General features: G+C 61.9%; 21 protein-coding genes. 11 read left to right on the top strand and 10 right to left on the bottom strand.

Annotated features, from left to right (window positions below):
• Positions 1-102: 102 nt before the first annotated feature.
• From ACSQ8R_RS10100 to ACSQ8R_RS10080, 5 genes are all read right to left on the bottom strand, one after another.
• The gene (locus ACSQ8R_RS10100; RefSeq protein WP_436253218.1) at positions 103-1,164 is read right to left on the bottom strand and encodes an ABC transporter ATP-binding protein; all 1,062 of its coding nucleotides are present in this window, start codon (positions 1,162-1,164) and stop codon (positions 103-105) included.
• Between the two features lie 9 nt (positions 1,165-1,173).
• A complete protein-coding gene (locus tag ACSQ8R_RS10095; RefSeq protein ID WP_436253217.1) occupies positions 1,174-1,962 on the bottom strand; it encodes an ABC transporter permease in 789 nt (262 codons plus the stop codon).
• Positions 1,959-2,834 (bottom strand): ABC transporter permease, encoded by an 876-nt coding sequence (locus ACSQ8R_RS10090; RefSeq protein ID WP_436253216.1) that lies wholly within the window; start codon positions 2,832-2,834, stop codon positions 1,959-1,961. The genes ACSQ8R_RS10095 and ACSQ8R_RS10090 overlap by 4 nt, the downstream gene beginning before the upstream one ends.
• Positions 2,835-2,906: 72 nt before the next feature.
• Positions 2,907-4,013 (bottom strand): ABC transporter substrate-binding protein, encoded by a 1,107-nt coding sequence (locus ACSQ8R_RS10085; protein ID WP_436253215.1) that lies wholly within the window; start codon positions 4,011-4,013, stop codon positions 2,907-2,909.
• Between the two features lie 147 nt (positions 4,014-4,160).
• Positions 4,161-5,051, bottom strand: coding sequence for a MurR/RpiR family transcriptional regulator (locus tag ACSQ8R_RS10080; protein ID WP_436253214.1), 891 nt, complete (start codon positions 5,049-5,051; stop codon positions 4,161-4,163).
• Between the two features lie 172 nt (positions 5,052-5,223).
• On the opposite strand from ACSQ8R_RS10080, the gene ACSQ8R_RS10075 reads away from it, so the two are divergent.
• From ACSQ8R_RS10075 to ACSQ8R_RS10040, 8 genes are all read left to right on the top strand, one after another.
• A complete protein-coding gene (locus ACSQ8R_RS10075; protein WP_436253213.1) occupies positions 5,224-6,000 on the top strand; it encodes an N-formylglutamate amidohydrolase in 777 nt (258 codons plus the stop codon).
• A gap of 101 nt (positions 6,001-6,101) precedes the next feature.
• The gene (locus ACSQ8R_RS10070) at positions 6,102-7,652 is read left to right on the top strand and encodes an amino acid permease (protein ID WP_436253212.1); all 1,551 of its coding nucleotides are present in this window, start codon (positions 6,102-6,104) and stop codon (positions 7,650-7,652) included.
• Positions 7,653-7,740: 88 nt separating this feature from the next.
• Positions 7,741-9,111, top strand: coding sequence for a glutamine synthetase family protein (locus tag ACSQ8R_RS10065; RefSeq protein WP_436253211.1), 1,371 nt, complete (start codon positions 7,741-7,743; stop codon positions 9,109-9,111).
• 80 nt (positions 9,112-9,191) lie between these two features.
• The gene (locus tag ACSQ8R_RS10060) at positions 9,192-9,656 is read left to right on the top strand and encodes a helix-turn-helix domain-containing protein (protein ID WP_436253210.1); all 465 of its coding nucleotides are present in this window, start codon (positions 9,192-9,194) and stop codon (positions 9,654-9,656) included.
• Positions 9,649-10,065 carry a type II toxin-antitoxin system VapC family toxin gene (locus ACSQ8R_RS10055; protein ID WP_436253209.1) on the top strand — a complete coding sequence of 139 codons (417 nt, stop codon included), beginning with the start codon at positions 9,649-9,651 and terminating at the stop codon, positions 10,063-10,065. The genes ACSQ8R_RS10060 and ACSQ8R_RS10055 overlap by 8 nt, the downstream gene beginning before the upstream one ends.
• Positions 10,066-10,101: 36 nt before the next feature.
• Positions 10,102-11,487, top strand: a complete 1,386-nt coding sequence (locus ACSQ8R_RS10050) for an aldehyde dehydrogenase family protein (protein WP_436253208.1) — start codon at positions 10,102-10,104, stop codon at positions 11,485-11,487.
• Positions 11,484-12,629 carry an iron-containing alcohol dehydrogenase gene (locus ACSQ8R_RS10045; protein WP_436253207.1) on the top strand — a complete coding sequence of 382 codons (1,146 nt, stop codon included), beginning with the start codon at positions 11,484-11,486 and terminating at the stop codon, positions 12,627-12,629. The genes ACSQ8R_RS10050 and ACSQ8R_RS10045 overlap by 4 nt, the downstream gene beginning before the upstream one ends.
• A gap of 220 nt (positions 12,630-12,849) precedes the next feature.
• Positions 12,850-13,566, top strand: a complete 717-nt coding sequence (locus ACSQ8R_RS10040; protein WP_436253206.1) for an AAA family ATPase — start codon at positions 12,850-12,852, stop codon at positions 13,564-13,566.
• Positions 13,567-13,766: 200 nt separating this feature from the next.
• Here the strand turns inward: ACSQ8R_RS10040 and ACSQ8R_RS10035 are convergent, their stop codons facing one another.
• Positions 13,767-15,161 carry a L,D-transpeptidase gene (locus ACSQ8R_RS10035; RefSeq protein ID WP_436253205.1) on the bottom strand — a complete coding sequence of 465 codons (1,395 nt, stop codon included), beginning with the start codon at positions 15,159-15,161 and terminating at the stop codon, positions 13,767-13,769.
• 193 nt (positions 15,162-15,354) lie between these two features.
• Between ACSQ8R_RS10035 and ACSQ8R_RS10030 the strand changes: the two genes are divergently transcribed.
• From ACSQ8R_RS10030 to ACSQ8R_RS10020, 3 genes are all read left to right on the top strand, one after another.
• Positions 15,355-16,194 carry a DUF4432 family protein gene (locus tag ACSQ8R_RS10030; protein ID WP_436253204.1) on the top strand — a complete coding sequence of 280 codons (840 nt, stop codon included), beginning with the start codon at positions 15,355-15,357 and terminating at the stop codon, positions 16,192-16,194.
• A 91-nt stretch (positions 16,195-16,285) separates the two neighbouring features.
• Positions 16,286-16,624 (top strand): TIGR01244 family sulfur transferase, encoded by a 339-nt coding sequence (locus tag ACSQ8R_RS10025; protein WP_436253203.1) that lies wholly within the window; start codon positions 16,286-16,288, stop codon positions 16,622-16,624.
• A 71-nt stretch (positions 16,625-16,695) separates the two neighbouring features.
• The gene (locus ACSQ8R_RS10020) at positions 16,696-17,037 is read left to right on the top strand and encodes a RidA family protein (RefSeq protein WP_436253202.1); all 342 of its coding nucleotides are present in this window, start codon (positions 16,696-16,698) and stop codon (positions 17,035-17,037) included.
• Between the two features lie 60 nt (positions 17,038-17,097).
• On the opposite strand, the gene ACSQ8R_RS10015 is transcribed toward ACSQ8R_RS10020, so the two are convergent.
• From ACSQ8R_RS10015 to ACSQ8R_RS10000, 4 genes are all read right to left on the bottom strand, one after another.
• On the bottom strand, positions 17,098-18,759 hold the full coding sequence (locus ACSQ8R_RS10015; RefSeq protein ID WP_436253201.1) for a thiamine pyrophosphate-binding protein: 1,662 nt from the start codon (positions 18,757-18,759) through the stop codon (positions 17,098-17,100).
• Positions 18,756-19,964, bottom strand: coding sequence for a CaiB/BaiF CoA transferase family protein (locus ACSQ8R_RS10010; protein WP_436253200.1), 1,209 nt, complete (start codon positions 19,962-19,964; stop codon positions 18,756-18,758). The genes ACSQ8R_RS10015 and ACSQ8R_RS10010 overlap by 4 nt, the downstream gene beginning before the upstream one ends.
• Before the next feature lies 1 nt (position 19,965).
• The gene (locus tag ACSQ8R_RS10005; protein WP_436253199.1) at positions 19,966-20,928 is read right to left on the bottom strand and encodes a DMT family transporter; all 963 of its coding nucleotides are present in this window, start codon (positions 20,926-20,928) and stop codon (positions 19,966-19,968) included.
• 132 nt (positions 20,929-21,060) lie between these two features.
• Positions 21,061-21,999: an alpha/beta fold hydrolase gene (locus tag ACSQ8R_RS10000; protein ID WP_436253198.1), complete on the bottom strand. Its 939-nt coding sequence runs from the start codon at positions 21,997-21,999 to the stop codon at positions 21,061-21,063.
• Positions 22,000-22,023: the final 24 nt, after the last annotated feature.

The following is a 22,023-nucleotide window of genomic DNA, read 5'->3' as shown; positions in this document are numbered from 1 at the left end:
CCGAGGGCGACATCAGCAATAGTTCGATGTGATCCCGTCGCTTCGATCCTTGGCTCAAGGCCAAGGATGACGGCGGAAGCGCGTCAGGCTTCCCAGCCAAAATCAATCCCGGATGATCAGGAAATCGTGGGCGTTGAAGCGCAGCGTCAGGGTTTCGCCCGGCTGCGGCAGGACCGCATCCGGCGAGTTGAACATGTCGAAGCAAATCTGGCTTCCGCCGACATCGAGCTTGGTGCGGATGACCGAGCCGAGGAAATGCGAGGAGATCACCTGGCCGGTCAGCGAGGTGTCGCCCTTGGCGTTTTCCAGCAGCGAACCCGCTTCCGGACGCAGTGCGATCGACAGCTTGTCACCGCCCTTTAAGGCTCCGATCGATTCACGCAGCCGGATGGTGTTCTCGCCGACCTTGACCGTGTTGGCTGACGGATCAATGACGGTCGCCTCGATGATGTTGAGCGTACCGACGAAGGACGCGACGAAGCGGGTGGTCGGACGGTTGTAGATTTCCGACGGCGTGCCGATCTGGTCGGCGCGGCCGGCATTCATGACGACGACGCGGTCGGAGATCGACAGGGCCTCTTCCTGGTCATGCGTCACGAAGACGGTGGTGATGCCGAGCTGGCGCTGGATTTCACGGATCTCTTCGCGCAATGAAACACGGATCTTGGCATCGAGCGCCGACAGCGGTTCGTCGAGCAGCAGGACCTGCGGCTTCGGCGCAAGCGCGCGCGCCAACGCCACGCGCTGCTGCTGGCCGCCGGACATCTGGTAGGGGTAGCGGTCGGCCAGATGGTCGAGGCTGATCAGCTTCAGCATTTCCTTGACGCGCGTTTCGATCTCCGTCTTGGACTTGCCGGCGACCTTCAACCCGAAGGCGACGTTGTCGAAGACGTTCATGTTGGGAAACAGCGCATAGGCCTGGAAGACCATGCCGATATTGCGCTGGTTGGTCTTCAGCGTGTTCTGGTTCCGGCCGTTGATCGAGATGGCGCCGTCGCTCGGGCTTTCGAAGCCGGCGATCATGCGCAGCACGGTCGTCTTGCCGCAGCCCGACGGTCCGAGAAAGGAGACGAACTCGCCCTTCTCGATGGACATATTGAAGTCCTTGACCACCTGAGTCGGGCCGAAACTCTTCTTGATACTTTCGAGAACGAGGAACGACATCAAAATTCCTTAAGGCCTGGAAGGCGTCAATTTGCTGAAGCGGGAAACGAGCTGGATCAGACCCATCGACAGCCAGGTGATCGCAAACGCGATGACGGCCAGCGCCGAAGGCTCGTAGGCCTTGTTGGCGCCGACGAGCTGGAGGTAGGGGCCGAAGGCCGGACGGTTGAGAAGCGCCGCCATGGTGAATTCGCCCATGACGATCGCAAACGTGATGAAGGCGCCCGAGAGCACGCCCGACATGACGTTCGGGAAGATGCAGCGGAACATGATCGTCGGCCATTTGGCGCCGAGGATTTCCGCGGCCTCGGTCAGCGTCCGCACATCGATGGTCCGCATCGCGGTATCGACCGAGCGGTACATGTAGGGAAGCGCCAGGGTCACGTAGGAAAAGGTCAGCAGGATGTTCGTGCCCTGCGTCGAGCCCGTGAACGGGATCCACGACGAGGAATTGTAGAGGCGCAGGTAACCGAACACGATGACGATCGCCGGGATGACGAGGGGCAGGAGGGTGATGAACTCGACGACCGGCCGCATCTGCGGCAGCCGCAGCCGCACCCAATAGGCCGTCGGCACGATCAGCAGCATGCCGACGACGATGGTCACCAGCGCCATCAGCATCGAGAAGCCGAAGGTCGCCCGGAACTGCGCGTCGGTGAAGACCGACTGGTAGGCGTCGAAGGAATAGGCGCCGCGCCGCATGCGCAGCGAGAACTCGAACGTGCCGATCAGCGGGATGAAGAAATAGATGGCGCCGATGGCGATCGCGATCCAGGCGAAGATCTTGTGCGCCTTCATTTCTGCCACCGTTCGGCGCGGGTGCGCAGCCAGATGTAGAGGATGTTGGAAATGCCGGTGATGACGATCATGCCGAGAGCGAGCGCATAGCCGAGGTTGGGATTATGCAGCACGTCGCCACGGATCTGGGCGTAGAGCAGGATCGGCACGATGTTGAGCGAGGCACCGGTCAGCGCAAAGGCGGTGGCGATTGCGCCAAACGCGTTGGCGAAGAGAAGGAGCGTCGCGCCCATCAGGCTCGGCCAGAGGATCGGCAGCACCACCATGCGCCAATATTGCCAGCTGGATGCCCCGAGAATCTCGGATGCCTCGCGCCATTCCTTCTTCAATCCGTCCAGCGCCGGGGTGAGGATCAGCACCATCAGCGGGATCTGGAAGAACATGTAGGTGATGGTCAGGCCGAAGAAGGAGAGAAGGTTGAAGCCCGTCGAATAGAGATTGAAGCCGAACCAGTCCCGCATGAAGACCGTAACCAGACCGGTACGGCCAAGCGTCGCGAGGAAAGCGAAGGCGAGCGGCACGCCGGCGAAATTCGAGGCAACGCCGGAAAACGTCAGCAGGCTGGAGCGGATCCAGGACGGCACGCCACCGAGCACGACCGCCCAGGCGAGGAAAAAGCCGATCAACGCGCCACCCAGTGCCGAGGCGACGGATATCCGGATGCTGATCCAGTAGGCGCCCAGGATGGAAGGCGAAAAAAGGTCGACAATGTTCTGAAACGTGAACTCGCCGGCCGGATTGAAGAAGGCGCCGACGATCAGATAGAGCGTCGGAACAATCAGGAAGGCGAGCGCAAATACCATGAACGGCACGATGCCGAGCCAGTCGATGACTGTCCGGCGATCGATGAATGACGTGGAAGCGGTGGTCATGAATGCTGGCCATCCAGGTGAAAACGGGAAAACTCCCGCGCCTGATGGCGCGGGAGCTCAGTCTTGTTCCTGTTACTTTGCGACGTTGGCGCCGACTACGCTATCCCATTTCTTGGTAATGGTTTCCTTGGCGGCGGCCTGTTGGGCGAGCGTCGGGAATACGGCCTTCTCATAGGCTGCTGCCGGGGGCAGGGCGTCGAGCAGGTTCTTCGGAATCTTGTTGTTCTTGGCAAGATCGTTGAAGCGGATCGGGTGGCAATATCCCTTCAGCCAGCCGAGCTGACCTTCGTCGGAATAGAGGTATTCCATCCACAGCTTCGCAGCGTTCGGATGCGGAGCGAAGGCGGAGATCGCCTGGACGTAGACGCCCGCGACGACGCCGCTTGCCGGGACGACGACCTCGAAGGGCGGGTTGCCCTTCAGGCTTTCGCCCCAGGAGAGCGCGTTATAGTCCCAGGCGATGATGATCGGCGTGGTCCCTTGCGCGAACGGCGCGGCCTTGCCGGTCACCGGAACGAAGTTACCCTTCTTGTTGAGTTCGGCGAAGAACTTCAGGCCTTCGTCGCCGGCCTTGGCGGAGTCGCCCTTGGCGCCGGAGAGTCCGGCAGCGTAAACGCCCTGGACGGCCTGGTTGGCGCTGCGCGGGTCGCCGGCGAGAGCGACGGCATTGGCATAATCGGACTTCAGGAGGTCGGGCCAGTCCTTCGGAGACGTCTTGACGAGGTCCTTGTTCACGAGAAAGGCCAGAACGCCGTAGTAGTCGCCGTACCAGTAGCCGTCTGCATCCTTGGCGTCGGCCGGGATCGAATCCCAGGTGGAGACCTTGTAGGGCTGGATCAGGCCTTCGGCCTTGGCGGACGGGCCGAACGACAGGCCGACGTCGATGACGTCGGGAGCCTGCGGGCCCTTGTTGCCCTTATTGGCCTTGATCGCTTCGATTTCGTCGCCCGAACCGGCATCCGGGTTCAACTCGTTGACTTCGAGGCCGTATTTCGCCTTGAAGCCGGCGATGACGTCGCCGTAGCCGCACCAGCTATGGGGCAGGGCGATCGTTGTCAGCGTGCCTTCCTTCTTGGCGGCAGCGATCAGCTCGGCGCTCGGCTCGGCGGCGGCGATGGCGGTGGAGGCGATGACGATGGCGGTCGTCAGGGAAAGAAGACGTTGGGTCTTGTTGAGCAAGGTATCCTCCTAAGGGTTCAGGTCGTGTAGTCCGGATCGGTTCGGCGCGACTCGTAGAGCCAGTTCATGTATCGTATGTGACAGCCCGGAGGATGAGCATTTGCTCATAAAATCCCCGGATTGCCGGCATATTCAGGGCCCCGACGGTCAGTCGGGACGACTCTGGCGGCCCGGCCGGCGGAACAGCATCGTCCGCTCGAAAAGACCTTCCAGAGAGTTCATGCGTTCGCGGGTCTCCTCCCAGGTCGCGCTCTGGACCGCCTCGATCAGCGCCTCGACGACGAAGAGAGTAATGACGGAGCTGTCCCAGGCCGACGGCGCTTCGATCCGCACCTTGAATGTATGCTGCGCATGCTTGGCAACGGGCGAGGCCCAGACGTCGGTCAACAAGATGATGACGACGCCGTTGGCCCGTGCGGCCTCTGCCAGCGTCGCCATCTCCTGCTCGTAGCGGCGGATGTCGAAGATCACCAGGACGTCGCCGGCGCTCATGTTGAGAACATGCTGCGGCCAGGAACTGGAATTGGTGGAGATCAGGGTCGTCCTGGGGCGGATGACCTGCATATGCGTGAAGAAGTATTCCGCCAGCGCCCCGGTGATGCGGCCACCGACGAAGTAGATGCTGCGGTCGCGATCACGCAGAAGTGCGGCCGCACCTTCAAAGGTCGTGGTGTCGAGAGCCGAAAGCGTGTCGCGCAGATTGGCGGTGATCGCGTCGGCGAAACGGTTGAGGATATGCGTTCCCGGCGCATTGGACGCCCAGCGGTCATGCTTGGCGATCGGGTTGGAGATGGTTGCCTCCAGCTCGTGGTGCAGATGCGACTGGAATTCCGGATACCCCTTGTAGCCGAGCTTCTGCACCATGCGCGCAACCGTCGGCGTGGAAACGCCGGCATTCTCCGCGATCACAGTGATGCTGCCGAGTCCCGACACCGGATAGTTCTCCAATAGGCTGTCCGCCAACTGTTTTTCCGCGCGCGTCAGGCTGTCGTAACGAACACGAATGACATCGGATACGGTGCGCGCAGTTAGTGGCACTAAAGCTGTTCCCTCCGGTCTTCGCCGGTTTGTGACACGAGTTAAAAGTACTTTTGTGACAGGTGTCAATGGAGCGGGTGAAGAGAAATTTTCAGAATCACGTTGACGGCGGCCGGAAAGTGAAGAATTCTCTTCTTAATCCAATTTAAACGATTTTTTCCGGAACGCGTTGATGCTGGTGCAGTCGGAATTCTTTACGGAGGCGGATGGCGAGCCCGTCGCCGTGGACAATCCCGGCGGTCGGGGAGAGGTGCTTCTCGTCTGCGAACATGCGTCGCTGCGCCTGCCGGAACGTTATGGCGATCTTGGGCTTTCCACGGAGGCGCTCACCTCGCATATCGCCTGGGATCCGGGGGCGCTCGCAGTCTCCCGGCTGATGTCGAAGAGCCTCGGCGCGACGCTGATCCACCAGCGCTTTTCGCGCCTCATCTACGACTGCAACCGGCCGCCGGAATCGCCCGCCGCCATCCGCGACGTGTCCGAGATCTTCCGGATCCCCGGCAATGAGAACCTGTCGGAGGCGGAGAAATCGCGCCGGACCACGGCACTCTACCTGCCGTTTCACGGCCGCATCCGCGAGGAGATCGCGGCGCGCCGGGCCAGGGGGCAGAAGACCGTACTGGTCACCATTCACAGCTTCACGCCGGTCTATTTCGGCAGGCAACGCCCGGTCGAGATCGGCGTGCTTCACGATACCGACAGCCGGCTCGCCGACCGGATGATGCAGGCAGCATCCGATACGCATCTCTACCGCGTCGAGCGCAACGAGCCCTACGGGCCGGCGGACGGCGTAACCCATACGCTGGAAGTCCACGCCCTGCCGGCTGGGCTTCTCAACGTCATGATCGAAATCAGGAACGATCTCATAACAGACGAAACCGGCCAGGGGGTCGTGGCCGATTTTTTGACAGGATTGCTGCGGGAAAGCCTCGCAGACATCCAAGGATAAGACCCGGGGAGCAGCAGCTCGCATGCCCGCGGTCGATTGCCGCGGGAAGGACAAACCGGATGGCCGCGATGGCGCGGTCTTTCTGCCAACAGGGGGAAGTCATGTCCGAGTATACCGAAGGCGACAAAAAGCAGGACATTCATATCCTGCATTCCATGGGTTATGCGCAGGAACTCGAGCGCCGCATGAGCTCGTTTTCCAATTTTGCAATTTCGTTTTCCATCATCTGCATTCTCTCCGGTGGCATCAACTCGCTGGGCCAGGCGACTGCCGGCGCCGGCGGCGCGGCGATCGGCATCGGCTGGCCGCTCGGCTGCCTGATCTCCGGCATCTTCGCACTCGGGCTGGCGCAGATCGGCTCGGCCTATCCGACGGCGGGCGGCCTCTATCACTGGGGATCGATCCTCGGCAACCGCTTCACCGGCTGGCTTTCCGCCTGGCTCAACCTGCTCGGTCTCGTCACCGTGCTCGGCGCCATCAATGTCGGGACGTTCTATTTCTTCTTCGGCGCCTTCGGGCCGGCTTTCGGCATCGAGGATACGCTGACGCACCGGGTCGTCTTCGTTGCCATCATCACCGGGCTGCAGGCCGGCATCAATCATTTCGGCATCGGCCTGACGGCTAAGCTCACCGACTTTTCCGGCTATCTGATCTTCGCGACCGCGATCCTGCTGACGATCGCATGCCTTATCGCGGCCCCCGGCTTCGATTTCGCACGGCTCTTCACCTTCGCCAACTATACAGGCACGGAGGGGGCGGCACTCGTCTGGCCGACCAGCGTTTCCGGCACGATGGCATTCCTTCTCGGCCTGCTCCTGCCGATCTATACGATCACCGGTTATGACGCTTCGGCCCATACATCCGAGGAAACCGTCAAGGCGGCGGAATCGGTGCCGCGCGGCATGGTCTCGGCCGTCGTGTGGTCTGCCGTGTTCGGCTACATCATGCTGTGCGCCTTCGTACTGATGATCCCCAACATGGACGATGCGGCCAAGCAGGGCTGGAACGTGTTCTTCTGGGCGATGGACGCGCAGATGAACCCGGCCGTGAAGGGCATCCTGTATTTCCTGATCTTCATTTCGCAGCTGCTTTGCGGCCTGGCTACCGTCACGTCGTTATCGCGGATGATCTTTGCCTTCGCGCGCGACAAGGGCCTGCCTGCGTCGTCCGTACTCGCCAAGGTCAGCCCAAAATACCGTACGCCCGTCGCGGCGATCTGGACCGGCTCCATCCTCGCCGTCCTGTTCGTCTGGTTCACCTCGGCGATCACCATTGCCGGCACGCCGGCCTATTCGATCGTCGTGTCCTGCACGGTCATCTTCCTGTTCCTATCCTTCGTCCTGCCGATCGCGCTCGGCCTGTTCACGATCGGCACGGCGAAATGGCCGAACATGGGACCCTGGAACATGGGTATTCCGGTCTACAGGCTGGTCGCTGTCCTCGCGATCATCTTGATGATCGTCATCTTCTTCATCGGTATCCAGCCGCCGAACGACTGGGCGCTGGAAATCACCGTCGGCTTCCTGGTGCTGACCGGGATCGTCTGGTTCGCCTTCGAGAACCGGCGCTTCATGGGGCCGCCGATCGGTGACGCCATCGCCAAGCGGCAGGCCGAGATCGCTGCTGCGGAAGCGGCTGTCGGAGAAACGTAAGCGCGACCGGGCTTGACGCCCCAATGATCCCACCGCCACGACACTCGAAAGGTTGTGGCGGTCCACCCTTTTGAAACGGATGTGAGGCATGACCCCGATTTATTCTTTCGACGATCTGAAACGCGATGTCGCCGATGGCCGCATCGATACGATCATCGCAGCCCAGGTGGACATGCAGGGCCGCCTGATGGGCAAGCGGTTCCAGGCGGAATATTTCGTCGAGAGCGCCTATCAGGAAACCCATAGCTGCAACTACCTGCTGGCAACCGATATCGAGATGGAGACCATTTCCGGCTACAAGGCGACCAGCTGGGAACAGGGCTACGGCGACTACACGATGAAGCCGGACCTTGCGACATTGCGGAAGCTGCCCTGGCTCGAAGGCACGGCGCTGGTGCTTTGCGACGTGCTCGACCATCACACCCATGCCGAAGTGCCGCATTCGCCGCGCGCCATCCTGAAGGCTCAGGTGAAGCGGCTGGAAGCGATGGGCATGTCCGCCTTTATGGCGACCGAACTCGAATTCTTCCTGTTCGACCAGACCTACGACCAGGCCCGCGAAAGCGGCTACCGCAACCTCAAGCTCGCGAGCGGTTACAACGAGGACTACCACATCTTCCAGACCACCAAGGAAGAGGAGGTGATGCGGGCGATCCGCACCGGGCTGCAGGGCGCCGGCATTCCGGTCGAGAATTCCAAGGGCGAGGCTTCTGCCGGCCAGGAGGAAATCAACGTCCGTTATGCGGATGCGCTGACCATGGCCGACCGGCACGTGATCATCAAGAATGCGGCCAAGGAAATCGCCTGGGGCAAGGGCAAGGCGATCACCTTCCTCGCGAAGTGGAACTATGCGGCCGCCGGCAGCTCGTCGCATATCCACCAGTCGCTGTGGAGCGCCGACGGCAAGACCCCGCTGTTCTTCGACAAGGACGGCGAGCACGGCATGTCGGAACTGATGAAACACTATATCGCCGGGCTGCTCGCCCACGCGGGCGAGATCACCTATTTCCTGGCACCCTATATCAACTCCTACAAGCGTTTCATGGCCGGCACGTTCGCGCCGACCAAGGCCGTCTGGTCGAAGGACAACCGCACGGCCGGTTATCGCCTCTGCGGCGAGGAAACCAAGGGCATCCGCATCGAATGCCGCGTCGGCGGTTCCGACCTCAACCCCTATCTCGCCATGGCGGCACTGATTGCCGCCGGCATCGACGGGATCGAAAAAAAGATGGCGCTGGAGCCGGCTTTCGTGGGGGATGCCTATGGCGGCAAGGGCATTCGCGAGATCCCGAAGACGCTGCGCGACGCGGTCGATCTATTGAACGGCTCGGAACTGCTGCGTTCCGCCTTCGGCAACGACGTCATCGACCATTATGTCCGCGCCGGCCAATGGGAGCAGGAGGAATACGACCGCCGCGTGACGGATTGGGAAGTGGCACGGGGATTTGAGAGGGCTTGAGATTATCACAACGGCGTTGCGCGATTGTTGCCTTCATCGCATCATGATATGGTTGCGAGGAAGGTAATGCGGAGGTGGCCATGGGAACGATCGACAGCGCCTGGTTTCATGAAAAGCTGGCCGAAAAAGGCAGTTCGTTGCGGGACATGGCGCGTTTCATGGAACTCGACCCCAGCGCAGTCTCGCGTATGCTGAGCGGCGAGCGGAAGATGAGCGCGGACGAGCAGGACCAGATCTCAGCCTTTCTTGGCATCGATCTCGACGAGATTGCAGCTCATCGACGCGGCGAGGCGAGAGGCTTTTCGGAAAGCAAACAGGCGGCCTATGAGCGTGAGTTGCTGCCGCCAGAACGTCATGTGAATATGTTTACGGAAGCCGATATCATCTACGAGGATGGCAAACGCTGGATGGAAAAGGAGGACGGCACCCTGATAGAATTGCATCCCGCCTACGGCTGCATGAAAGGTACGATGATCATCCCTCCGGATCTTGACCTTACAGCGCCTGCCGATCCCGATTGGGGTAAAGTCTACGAGGATGACTGATCGATATCTATTGGACACCTGCGCCGTCATCTGGCTTGCGAACGGTGCTCCGCTGGGTCGAGATGCCAATACGGTTCTCAGCGAAAATCGCGCTCGGAGTGGGGCTTTGGTTATTTCCTCGATGTCTGCATGGGAGATCGGAATGTTGGTAAGCAAGGGTAGATTGCCGACAACTAAAAATGCAGTAGCCTGGTTTAACGACGCGCGCGAGATGATTGGCGCTAATATCGTGGATATATCCCAATCGGCTTTGATCGAGGCCTCCTTCCTCCCGCAACCCATCCACAACGACCCCACGGACCGCATTCTGATTGCCACCGCCCGTGAAAACGACCTGACCATCATCACGCGGGATCGCGCGATCCTTGCCTATGGCGATATCGGCTATGTTCGCACTCTTGCCTGTTAAACCTTCAGGCCTGTTGAATTTCTGGAGTATGATTGAATGACAATGATCCAATGTATCTCGCCGGTCGACGGTTTGGTCTATGCTGAGCGTCCGGTCATGTCGCCGGAGGCGGCGGTGGAGGCAGTAGGCCGGGCTCGGCAGGCGCAGAAGGCCTGGGCGAAGCGGCCGCTCGACGAGCGCGTCCAGCTGGTGCTCAAGGGCGTTGCACGTCTTAACGAGATGGTCGACGAGGTGGTGCCGGAGCTTGCCTGGATGATGGGCCGGCCGGTGCGTTATGGCGGCGAGTTCAAGGGTTTCAACGAGCGCTCCAACTACGTGGCCTCGATCGCGGCCGATGCGCTGGCGCCGCTGCGGGTCGAGGACAGTGCTTCTTTCGAGCGGCGCATCGAACGTGAACCGCATGGTGTCGTGTTCGTCATCGCCCCCTGGAACTATCCCTATATGACGGCGATCAACACGATTGCTCCGGCTCTGATGGCCGGCAACGCGGTCGTCATCAAGCATGCCTCGCAGACGCTGCTGGTCGGCGAGCGGATGGTGCGCGCCTTCGTCGAGGCGGGTGTTCCGGAGGATGTCTTCCAGAATGTCTTTCTCGATCATGCGACGTCGGCGAAGCTGATTTCCGAGGGACTGTTCAACTTCATCAACTTCACGGGTTCGGTCGAAGGCGGACGGTCGATCGAACGCGCCGCCGCGGGAACCTTTACCGGGCTCGGTCTCGAACTCGGCGGCAAGGATCCGGGTTATGTGATGGACGACGCCGATCTCGACGCCGCCGTGGACACGCTGATGGATGGCGCGACCTACAATTCCGGCCAGTGCTGCTGCGGCATCGAGCGTATCTACGTGCACGAATCGCTCTACGATGCATTCGTCGAGAAGTCGGTCGCCTGGGTGTCGAACTACAAGCTCGGCAATCCGCTCGACAAGGAAACCACGCTCGGGCCGATGGCCAACAAGCGCTTCGCCAAGGTGGTGCGCCAGCAGATCGCCGACGCGGTGGCGAGCGGCGCCAGGGCTCTGGTCGATCCGAAGCTTTTCCCGGCCGATGACGGCGGCGCCTATCTTGCGCCGCAGGTATTGGTTGACGTCGATCACTCCATGGAAATCATGCGAGAAGAGACTTTTGGCCCGGCCGTCGGCATCATGAAGGTGAAGACCGACGACGAGGCGATCGGCTATATGAACGACAGCCGGTACGGGTTGACGGCATCGCTCTGGACGCCGGATGTCGATCGTGCCAACCGGATCGGCAGCCAGCTCGAAACCGGCACGGTGTTCATGAACCGCGCCGACTATCTCGATCCGGCGCTGGTCTGGACCGGCGTCAAGGAAACCGGGCGCGGCGGCTCGCTCTCCGTCCTCGGCTTCCACAACCTGACCCGCCCGAAATCCTACCACCTGAAGAAGGTCACGAAATGAATATCGTCGCGAACTGGAGCTATCCGACCGCCGTCAAGCTGGGCCGCGGACGGATCAAGGAACTGGCGGACGCCTGCAGGACGCTCGGCCTGAAAAAGCCGCTTCTGGTCACCGACCGGGGACTGGCCTCGATGGCGATCACCGGTCATGCGCTGGATGTACTCGAAGAGGCGGGCCTCGGCCGGGCGATCTTTGCGGATGTCGACCCCAATCCGAACGAGAACAATCTCGAAGCCGGCGTCAGGGCTTACAAGGACGGCGGCCATGACGGTGTCGTCGCCTTCGGCGGCGGTTCGGGCCTCGATCTCGGCAAGCTGATCGCCTTCATGGCCGGCCAGACTCGGCCGGTCTGGGATTTCGAGGATATCGGCGACTGGTGGACCCGCGCCGACGCTTCGAGGATCGCGCCGATCGTCGCGGTGCCGACCACCGCCGGCACCGGTTCGGAAGTCGGCCGGGCAGGGGTGCTCACCAATTCGGTCACCCATGTGAAGAAGATCATCTTCCACCCGAAACTGCTGCCGGGGGTCGTCATCTGCGATCCGGAACTGACGATGGGCATGCCGAAGGCGATCACCGTCGGCACGGGCATGGATGCCTTTGCGCATTGCCTGGAAGCCTATTCGTCGCCCTTCTACCACCCGATGTCCGGCGGTATCGCGCTCGAAGGCATGCGGCTCGTCAAGGAGTTCCTGCCTCGCGCCTACAAGGACGGAGCGGATCTGGAAGCGCGCACCAACATGATGTCGGCCGCCGCCATGGGCGCGGTCGCCTTCCAGAAGGGCCTCGGCGCCATCCATTCGCTGTCGCATCCGATCGGGGCGGTCTACAACACCCATCACGGCATGACCAATGCGGTCGTCATGCCGCCGGTGCTGCGCTTCAACCGTCCGGCGATAGAGGAGAAGATAGCCCGCGCCGCCGCCTATCTCGGCATCGCCGGCGGGTTCGAGGGGTTCTACGATTATGTCCTGTCGCTGCGCTCGGAACTCGGCGTGCCGGACAATCTGACGGCCATGGGAATCAGGCCGGACCGAATCGATGAGCTGACGGCCATGGCGATGGAAGACCCGAGCTGCGGCGGCAACCCCGTCGCCATGACGATGGAAAACACCAAGGCGCTTTTCCTCGACTGCTTTTAAGACTTCCGAATCCTCGCAGGATCCGCTTCAACGAAGGCCCGGAGGCCGAAACCTCCGGGCTTTTCCGCGTTTTAGAGCCAAAAGCTAAATCTCCTGAGTGATATTAATGGTGGCCAAATTTGCAATTCGTTAACCATGTTTGGAAAGGATGTGCCTATGACACCATGCTTCCCGGTGTCCTCGTGAGCGATGTGGCTCAAGACTTGTTCGAGGACCGAAAATGCCTGTAATTTCCTTTGCCAACGCCAAGGGTGGAGCCGGAAAAACGACCGCTGCGCTCCTGCTCGCCACCGAACTTGCCCATCAGGGTTTTCGCGTCACCGTCATCGATGCCGATCCACAGCGCTGGATCAGCCAGTGGTTCGAAACCTCAGGCACCGTGCGCAACATCGAGGTGGTATCGGAAGTAACCCTCGCATCGCTCCAGTGTCATCTCCGGGAAATGGCCTCGCGCACCGATTATTTCATCATCGACCTCGCCGGCGCCCGTGATGCGCTGGTCACCACCGCGATCGGGCTTTCCGACCATGTGATGATCCCGGTCCAGGGTTCGGCCATGGACGCCAAGGGTGCGGCGCAGATCCTCGACCTTCTCGCCTATATGAAGGAGAGGGCCAGCCTGGTGATCCCGCATTCGGTGGTGCTGACGCGTGTCACCTCGATGGTCACCACCAAGGCGCTCCTGACCATCAAGGGCCTGCTGGCCGCCCGCGGCGTGCATGTCCTCGATACGCCGATCGGTGAGCGGATCGCCTTCAAGGAACTGTTCGAGATCGGCGGGACGCTCCACACGCTGGATCCCGCCAAGGTCAGCAATATCGACAAGGCGAAAGAAAACGCCAGGTCCTACGCACAGGAAGTCATGCGCCTGATGCCCGTCAAGGTCACCCGGTCTGTAGCGTCGCGCCTCTTCGGATTGGGCCGCTACGCTGCCTGATCGCCATCAGGGCGATCCCAAGACTTCCCTTCAGAGGCGGTCGGTTCGAAAGAGCCGGCCGCCTTTGCATATGCGCTGGTCGCCCGGATGGCTGCGGTCGCAGTTGCGATCAGGTCCTGCTCTGCCTGATGGGCCGGAACGCTGCGCGCGGCAAAGCGGTCGGCAGCAGGTGCCGACGGCTGACATGTTGTTCCAGAAGCTTACTCGGTGAATTCCACCGTCGTGCCGGGCTTGACCATCTTGGCGAGTTCCCTCGCATCCCAGTTGGTCAGGCGCACGCAGCCGTGGCTGTTGGTCTTGCCGATCTTGGAGGGTTCCGGCGTGCCGTGGATGCCGTATGTGGGCTTCGAGAGGGCAATCCACACCGTACCGACCGGGCCGTTCGGCCCTGGCGGGATCTGCAGGATCTGGTCGTTGTTGCCCTGCTTGAAATTGATCTTCGGGTTGTAGGTGTAGCCGGGATCGAGCGCGATGCGTTCGACCGTATGGGTGCCTGTCGGAGAGGGCGTGTCGGTCGAGCCGATGGTTGCCGGATAGGCGGCGATCAGGCGCCCGTCAGCGCCGTAAGCGAAAACCTGTTTCCTTGCCTTGTCCGCGACGATGCGGGTGACCTGACCGGCCTTGGGCTGGCCGGGATTGATGACCTTGATGGTCGAGCCGGGAATGGTGAAATCGACGCCGGGATTGAGCGCCTTCAGATAGTTCTCGTCCATGTGGAACTGCTCGGCGAGCTTTTCCGTCACGGATGTGTAGGACATGGCCGGCAGTTGCGACTTGTGGGCATAGTCTTCCGGGATCGACGCGACATAGGGACCGGCCGCATCCGCCGGCGTGATCGTATAATCGACGATCGGCAGGCCGCCCGAATAGGTCAGCCGCTGCATGATGTCTTCGGAATTGTTCGGATCGAGCGTCTCGCCGGTCATTTCCTGCCAGGCGGCAATTGCCTTGTTGACGTTGTCGCCGAGGTGACCGTCGATGACGCCGGGCGAGATGCCCTCGCGATCGAGAAAGACCTGAAGGGCCGCGATCTCCGCCTGCGGTTTCCTGGTGACGGTGATGATCGGCTTCTGCGGCGAAAGCGTTTCCGCCGGTCGCCGGTCCGGTTCGATCGAAGCTTCCTGCGGATAGCCCAAATCGGCGTCCGGGAGGGGCTGATCGTCGAGCGGCATGCGGCTGACCGAGCCTTGACCGGGGATGCCACCGGTGATCGCCCCGGGTTCGCCCGGCCGGTATTCGCGGTAGTCGCGATAACCGCCTGCACCCTGCTGGTAACCGCCTGTGTCGCGCAGGGAGCGGTAACCACCCGGCACCGGCGGATATTCCTGCCTCCGGTTGGGGCGATAGCTTTCCTGGCGGATCTCGGTTGCGACGATATTGCCGAAATGGTCGATCAGAACGCGGCGACCCATGCCGTCGCGGCTGATAATGACGTCACGGCGATCCGGTTCATAGTCGAGAATCGAACCGTCGGGAGCGACGAGCATCGTTTCCGAAGGATAGCGACCATAGCGGTTCTGCGCCTCGGCTGAGGGAATTCCTTGTGCCGCGGTCAAGATCACCAGGCTTGCGCATGCAAAAAATAGCCGCTTCACGATGCCACCGACTTCCTTGTTTCCTACCTAAACGTAATCGGGAAATCGGACATTGGTTCCCGCCCGTTCGCCTGTCGCCACAGACAAGTTAAATTTGACCGTAGTGTGGAAAAAGTGAATTCGTCATGAACACACCGTTAAATTCGCCTCACGATCGGTTAGAAGTTCTGACGAAACCGTGAAGGGGATGATTATGAAGGCTTTTTCCGCCGCCAACGGACCGAGGATCTTCCTCGACGAGAGTTCCGTTCTCGACATCGGAGGCTGCTTTGTCGGCGATGTCGACCTTGCTCCGGGTCGGGCCATTCCGGACGACGGTGATCCGCGAATCGATCACTCGCTGGAAGGCTTTCTCTTCACCTGCGGGCCTGACCATATTCGTCACCCCGAGGCGATCGAAGGCGCCGCCGACGGCCGGAAATATCCGCTGCACGGATCCTTCTCCTCCCACCCCGCCGAAATCCTGTTCTGGGATGCGCAAGGGCCGGATGCGGAGTGCCGTGCCCGCGTGCCGCTGACCCTTGCGACCGGCGAGCCGGCTCTGCTGGAACGCCATTGGCGGATCGACGGCGCGACGGGCGAGGTCAGCCTGTCGGACAAGGTCACCAATACCGGTTCGAAGCCGTTCGCGCGGGTGCATATGTACCACATGAATATCGGCGCATGGCTGTTCGACGATCGGGTCCGGCTTGCCGGCAAGATGCTCGAAGGCGGCGGTTTGCCCTGGACGTTCGGGGGCGAGACAGGCGGCATATTCTGCGTCCCGGCGGCCGTCGAGGGCGAGCAGTGGGCCGAAATTGCGCTCGGTCCGATCGCCGCGATCGGTGGGCTGACGCTGAAGGTGAAATTCAGGACCGACACGCTCCCGCATCTGCAGGTCTGGCGTAACCAGAAGGCGCCGGCGCATGTGCTTGGGATCGAGCCGGTCTCCCATCGCCTCGCAAGCCGTCAGGAACTTGCCGGGACGGGAGAAATGGGGTGGATCAAGCCCGGCGAAAGTGCCGAATACGGCCTGCGCTTCTGTTTCGTTTGAGACCTGCTCGTGCGCAACTGACGCGGCAATTGACGCCCACGCGGCACCGTCGTAATGCTGGCGCCTCAATCAGAACGGAGGGCTGAAAGCCATGGATATCCGCCAGATCAACGACGAGTATTCCGTCACCGGCCAGATCACCGTCGAGGATCTCGACCAGATCAAGGCCATGGGGTTCAAGTCGGTCGTCTGCCATCGTCCTGACGACGAGGAGCCAGGCCAGCCGCATTTTGCGCAGATCGAAGCCCGCGCCAAGGAGCTTGGCCTCGACATCAGCCACATCCCGGTCGGCCGCATGGGCGTCGATGAACAGGGCGTCAGGGCGATGGTCGATGCGCTTGACGAATTCCCGCGCCCGATGCTCGGCTTCTGCCGCTCCGGCGCCCGTTCGACGGCGATTTATGAAAAAAGCCAGCATCTGCGCGGCTGAAGATTTTCCGCGGTCTCGTGCTTTTCGCGCGGGTCCTTTTCCCCCAAGCTCAATTTTTTGAGGAGAATTCCATGAGCATCCAGCGCATCGAGCCGGCCGCCCGCATGAGCGGCGCCGTCGTCCACGGCAACACCGTCTATCTCGCCGGCCAGGTCGGCGAAGGCGAGAGCGTTACCGACCAGTGCAAGGACGCACTCGCTGAAGTCGATCGCCTGCTGGCGGTCGCCGGCAGCAACAAGTCGAAAATCCTTCAGACGATCATCTATCTCTCGGACATGGCCTCTTTTGGTGAGATGAACGCAGTCTGGGAAGCCTGGATCGACCCGGCCAACCCGCCGGCCCGCGCCACCAGCGAAGCCAAGCTCGCTGCGCCGAAGTACAAGGTCGAGTTCATCGTAACCGCTGCGATCTGATCGCTGCCGATTCGAATCAAAAAGCCGGCCTATCGCTCTGACAGGCCGGCTTTTTCTGTTTTATGCCTTTTCCCGGATCTGCGTTAGTGTCCGCGTCGGCGTGATCGCTTCGGGATCCAGTCTCACCTCGATGATCGACGGCTTGCCGCTGGCGCGCGCCCGCTGATAGGCGGGGCCGAACTCTTCCGTTTTTTCCACCAGTTCCCCATGCCCGCCAAAAGCCTTGGCATAGGCGACGAAATCCGGGTTGACGAGGTCCGTGGCGCTGACGCGGCCGGGATATTCCCGCTCCTGATGCATGCGGATCGTTCCGTAGATGCCGTTATTGACCAGCACGGTGATGATCGGCAGACCGTAGCGGACGGCGGTGATGAATTCCTGCCCGTGCATCATGAAGCAGCCGTCACCGGCGAAGCAGACGACTTCGCGCTCCGGAAACAGCTGTTTTGCGGCAACCGCGGCCGGCAGGCCGTAGCCCATCGAGCCGGAGGTCGGGGCGGACTGGGTGTTGTATTTCCGGAAGCGGTGGAACCGGTGCAGCCAGGTGGCGTAATTGCCGGCGCCATTGGTGAAGATCGCGTCGTCGGGCACGTTCTCCTCGATCCATTGCATGATCGGGCCCATGTGCACCGCGCCCGGACCGGCCTCCGGCGGCGTCGACCACTTGAGGTAGGCGTCATGCAACGCCGATTTCCGCTCGGCCCAGATCGGCGCGGCAGGCGGTTCGAGATCCTTCAGCGCGGCGACGAATTCCGCGGGTGCTGCGCAGATCGCCAGGTCCGGCCGGTACATGCGGCCGAGTTCTTCGGGGTCGGGGAAGACATGGACGAGCGTCTGCTGGGGATAGGGGATGTCGATCAGCGTGTAGCTGGAGGAGGGCATTTCCGACATGCGGCTGCCGAGCAGCACCAGCAGGTCCGCCTCCTTCACCGCCTTGGCGAGCACCGGATTGATGCCGATGCCGACATCGCCGGCATAGGATGGGTGCAGATGATCGAACAGCATCTGGCGGCGGAAGGAGCAGCCGACCGGCACCTTGAAGCGGCTGGCGAAAGTCTGGAAGTCTGCAACCGCCTCTTCGCTCCAGCGGGTGCCGCCGAGGATGAACATCGGACGCTCGGCATTCTTGAGCATGGTTTCGAATGCGGCGATCTGGCTTTTGCCCGGATGGCTTTCGACCGGCATGTAGGCCCGGGCATCGACTGCTTCGACCTCTTCGACCAGCATGTCTTCCGGCAGCGTCAGCACGACGGGGCCGGGGCGGCCGGAGGTTGCGACCGCAAAGGCGCGGGTGACGAATTCGGGAATGCGGCGGGCATCGTCGATCTCGCCGACCCATTTGGCGAATTCGGTGAAGGCGCGGCGGTATTCGACCTCCTGGAAGGCCTCGCGCTCCTTCATGTCGCGGCCGATCTGGCCGACGAAGAGGATCATCGGAATGGAATCCTGCTTTGCGATGTGCAGGCCGGCAGAGGCGTTGGTGGCGCCGGGGCCGCGGGTCACCATGCAGATGCCGGGCTCGCCGGTGAGGCGCCCCCAGCTGTCGGCCATCATCGCCGCGCCGCCTTCCTGGCGGCAGACGAGCACCTCGATGCCGCTTTCATAGAGGGCGTCGAGCACGGCGAGATAACTTTCGCCCGGAACGCAGGAGATCCGCTTGACGCCGTTTGCCCTCAGCGCCTCGACGATGAGTTGCCCCCCGGTTTTCATGGCCGTCTTCATCTCTCGCTCCCCTCTTTTCTATTTTCTATTTGATCGAGTTCCGCCAGCACCTCGGCGGTATGTTCGCCGAGGGCAGGGCTCGGCCGGTGATAGGCAAGCGGCGTTTCCGACAGCACGATCGGGCTGCGCACGCCCGGAATGACGGTGCCGTCGGCGGCCTCGAGATCGATTCGGAGCTCGCGTTCCTTGACCTGTGGGTCGTCGAACATTTCGGCGATCGAATTGATCGGCCCGGCCGGAACGGCATTGTCGCCGCAGGCGGCGAGTAGTTCCGCCTTCTTCCATTTCGATGTCTGCGCGAGGATCAGCCGGCGCACCTCGACGCGGTTGGCGACGCGTGCCTTGTTGGTGGCGAAACGTTCGTCGTCGGCGACCCCCTCGATGCCGAGGATGCGGCAGAGGCGGCGGAACTGGCCGTCATTGCCGACCGCGAGAATGAGATGGCCGTCTTCGGTCGGGATGACCTCGTAGGGGCTGATATTCGGATGGGCGTTGCCGAGCCGCACCGGCGCCTCGCCCGAGATCAGGTAGTTCATGTTCTGGTTGGCGAGGATGCCGGCCTGGACGTCGAGCAGGGCCATGTCAACATGCTGGCCTTCGCCGGTCTTCATCGCATGGATCAGGGCGCCCTGGATGGCGGTCACCGCATAGATGCCGGTGAAGATGTCGGCGATCGCCACGCCCGCCTTCATCGGCTGGCCGTCCGGTTCTCCGGTGATCGACATGAAGCCGGACATGCCCTGGACGATGTAGTCGTAGCCGGCGAGATTGGCGTAGGGGCCGTTCTGGCCGAAACCGGTGATCGAGCAATAGATCAGCTTCGGATTGATCTTTTTCAGGCTCTCGTAGTCGAGGCCGTATTTGACGAGGCCGCCGAGCTTGAAGTTCTCGATCAGCACGTCGGCGCTGGCAGCCAGCCGGCGGACGATGTCCTGGCCTTCCTCGGTCTTCAGGTCGACGGCGATCGAGCGCTTGCCGCGATTGGTGGAGTGGTAATAGGCGGCAGACAGGTTTTCGCCGTTCTTGCCCTCCACGAAGGGGGGACCCCAGGCGCGGGTGTCGTCGCCGCCGTCGGGGTTTTCCACCTTGATGACGTCGGCGCCCATATCCGCCAGCATCTGGCCGGCCCAGGGACCGGCGAGCACACGGGCGAGTTCGATGACGCGGAAGCCGGAAAGCGGTGGTTTCTTGGGTGTCTGGGTCATGTCACGGGGTCATGGTTGATTTGGCGGAGCCGGTTACGGGCTTGGTGGAGGCGACCCGGCGTTCCCGCCAGATGATGTAGAGGCCGGAGCCGATGATGATCGCAATGCCAAGCCATTTGATCGGGTCGGGAAAGTCGCCGAAGACCAGCCAGCCGAACAGCGTCGCCGAAACGATCTCGAAATATTGCAGCGGCGCAATCACAGACGCAGGGGCGGCGCGATAGGCATAGACGGCAAGGACGCCCGAAAGTGCGGCGAACACGCCGACGCCGGCAAGCCATATCAGGGTCCTTCCGTCCGGCATGGAGGGCATCAGGAAGGCGATACCGGTCCGGTCGCCGACAATGAGGAGGATGGTGGAGATCGGAATGCCCCAGAGCGCCATCTGGAACTGCATCGACCACGGATCTTCGCGATGGGCCAGCGCCCGGGTCAGGAGCGCGAAGATCGCCACGCAGAAGGCGGTGACGATCGGCAGCAGCGCCACGAAGCCGATCTCCTGGAAGCTGGGGCGGATGACGATCAGGGCGCCGACGAAGCCGGTGGCGCAGGCGGTATAACGCCGCCAGCCGATGATTTCCTTGAGGAAGATGCTGGAGAGCACCGTGAGGATGATCGGTTCGACGAAGAAGATGGCGATTGCATCGGCCACTTCCATGACCGCCAGCGTCGCCACGAAACAGACCATCGAGATCGTGATGAGGGTCGCGCGGATCGCATGGAAGACGCTGAGCCGCCAGGCGAATGCCCGCCAGTAGCCGTTCCAGAGCACGATCGGCAGCATGCAGAGCGCCTGGAAGACGAAGCGGGCGGCGGTGATGAAGGTGGGCGATGCGGTATCGGTCGCAAGCTTTGAAAAGATGTCGATGAAAGGGGCGATCAGCATCGCGACGATCATCAGGCCGAGGCCGTTGACGATCCGGTTCGGGGCTGATGCGGCAACGCTTGCGGGCGACGAATTCATGGATTTCCTATAGCCGGGAGCGGCCCCGGAAGCACTTGATTAAATGTCATGAACTCATTCCGTTTGATGTCGAGGGGCCATTTGATGGTGAGGGATCGCTTGATGTCAGGGGCCGTTGATATGAGAGCGGTTTCAGATCGCGGCCGCGGGCAAGGGGAGGGCGGCCCTCGCCCAGGCGGCGAATTCGGCGGTGGCGCGCGCCCGCACCGTATCGTTGAGCGTCTCGTGGCGCGTGCCGGGCCAGACCTTGGTGGTGACATTCGAAAAGCCGCGGCTGTTGAAATGCTCCGAGAGCCACAGGATTTCGCGGCCGCCATTGGTTGCCGGGTCTTCCGCCCCGCCGATCAGGTGGATCGGCAGCTTCTTCGCCAGCCGGTCGATCATTTTTGGTGCACGGAAGGTGAGTTCGAAGAGATCGAGCCACAGCGAGACGCTGGCGTCGAAACCGCAGAGCGGATCGGCGATATAGGCATCGACGATATCCGGGTCGTGGCTCAGCCAGTCGAATTCGGTGCGGTGGCCCTGAATGGATCTTCCCCAGGCGCCAAACGTGAGTTTCGGCAGAAGCCCGCTCGGCACGTCCGAGCCTTTCAAGGCTTTTTCGATGCGCAGGATCACTTGGGCGGCGCGGCCGGCGGGGCCGGGATGGAAGTTGGAATTCCAGACTGCGACCGCATCGAAGCTTTCCGGATAATCGACGGCGGCATTGAGCGCGATCAGGCCGCCCATGGAATGGCCGAACAGCAGGACCGGCAGGCCCGGATGGACGGCTGCCGCCATGTCACGCATGGCTTTGACGTCCTCCAGCACCCGGCTGACGCCGTCGTGCCTGGCGAAGCGGCCGATCGGCGCATCCGGCGCGGTCGTCTCGCCGTGGCCGCGATGGTCGAAGGCGTAGACCTGGAAACCATGGCCGGCCATCGCCTCGGCGAAAGCCCTGTAGCGCCTGGAATGCTCGGCAAGTCCGTGCGAGATCAGCAGGATGGCGCTGGCCGGTTCCGCCGCCGGCTGGTAGTGATAGGCAAGGCTTGCGCCCGTCGGGCTCGTAAACCGCCTCGTTTCGTCGAACATCCTCGCTCCCTCGACCGTTCGCGC

Origin of the sequence: Neorhizobium sp. LjRoot104 (assembly GCF_964253725.1) — a bacterium.
Taxonomy (GTDB): domain Bacteria; phylum Pseudomonadota; class Alphaproteobacteria; order Rhizobiales; family Rhizobiaceae; genus Neorhizobium.
Note: the sequence above shows the minus strand (reverse complement) of the source record. Positions and strands in the feature narration are given on the sequence as shown.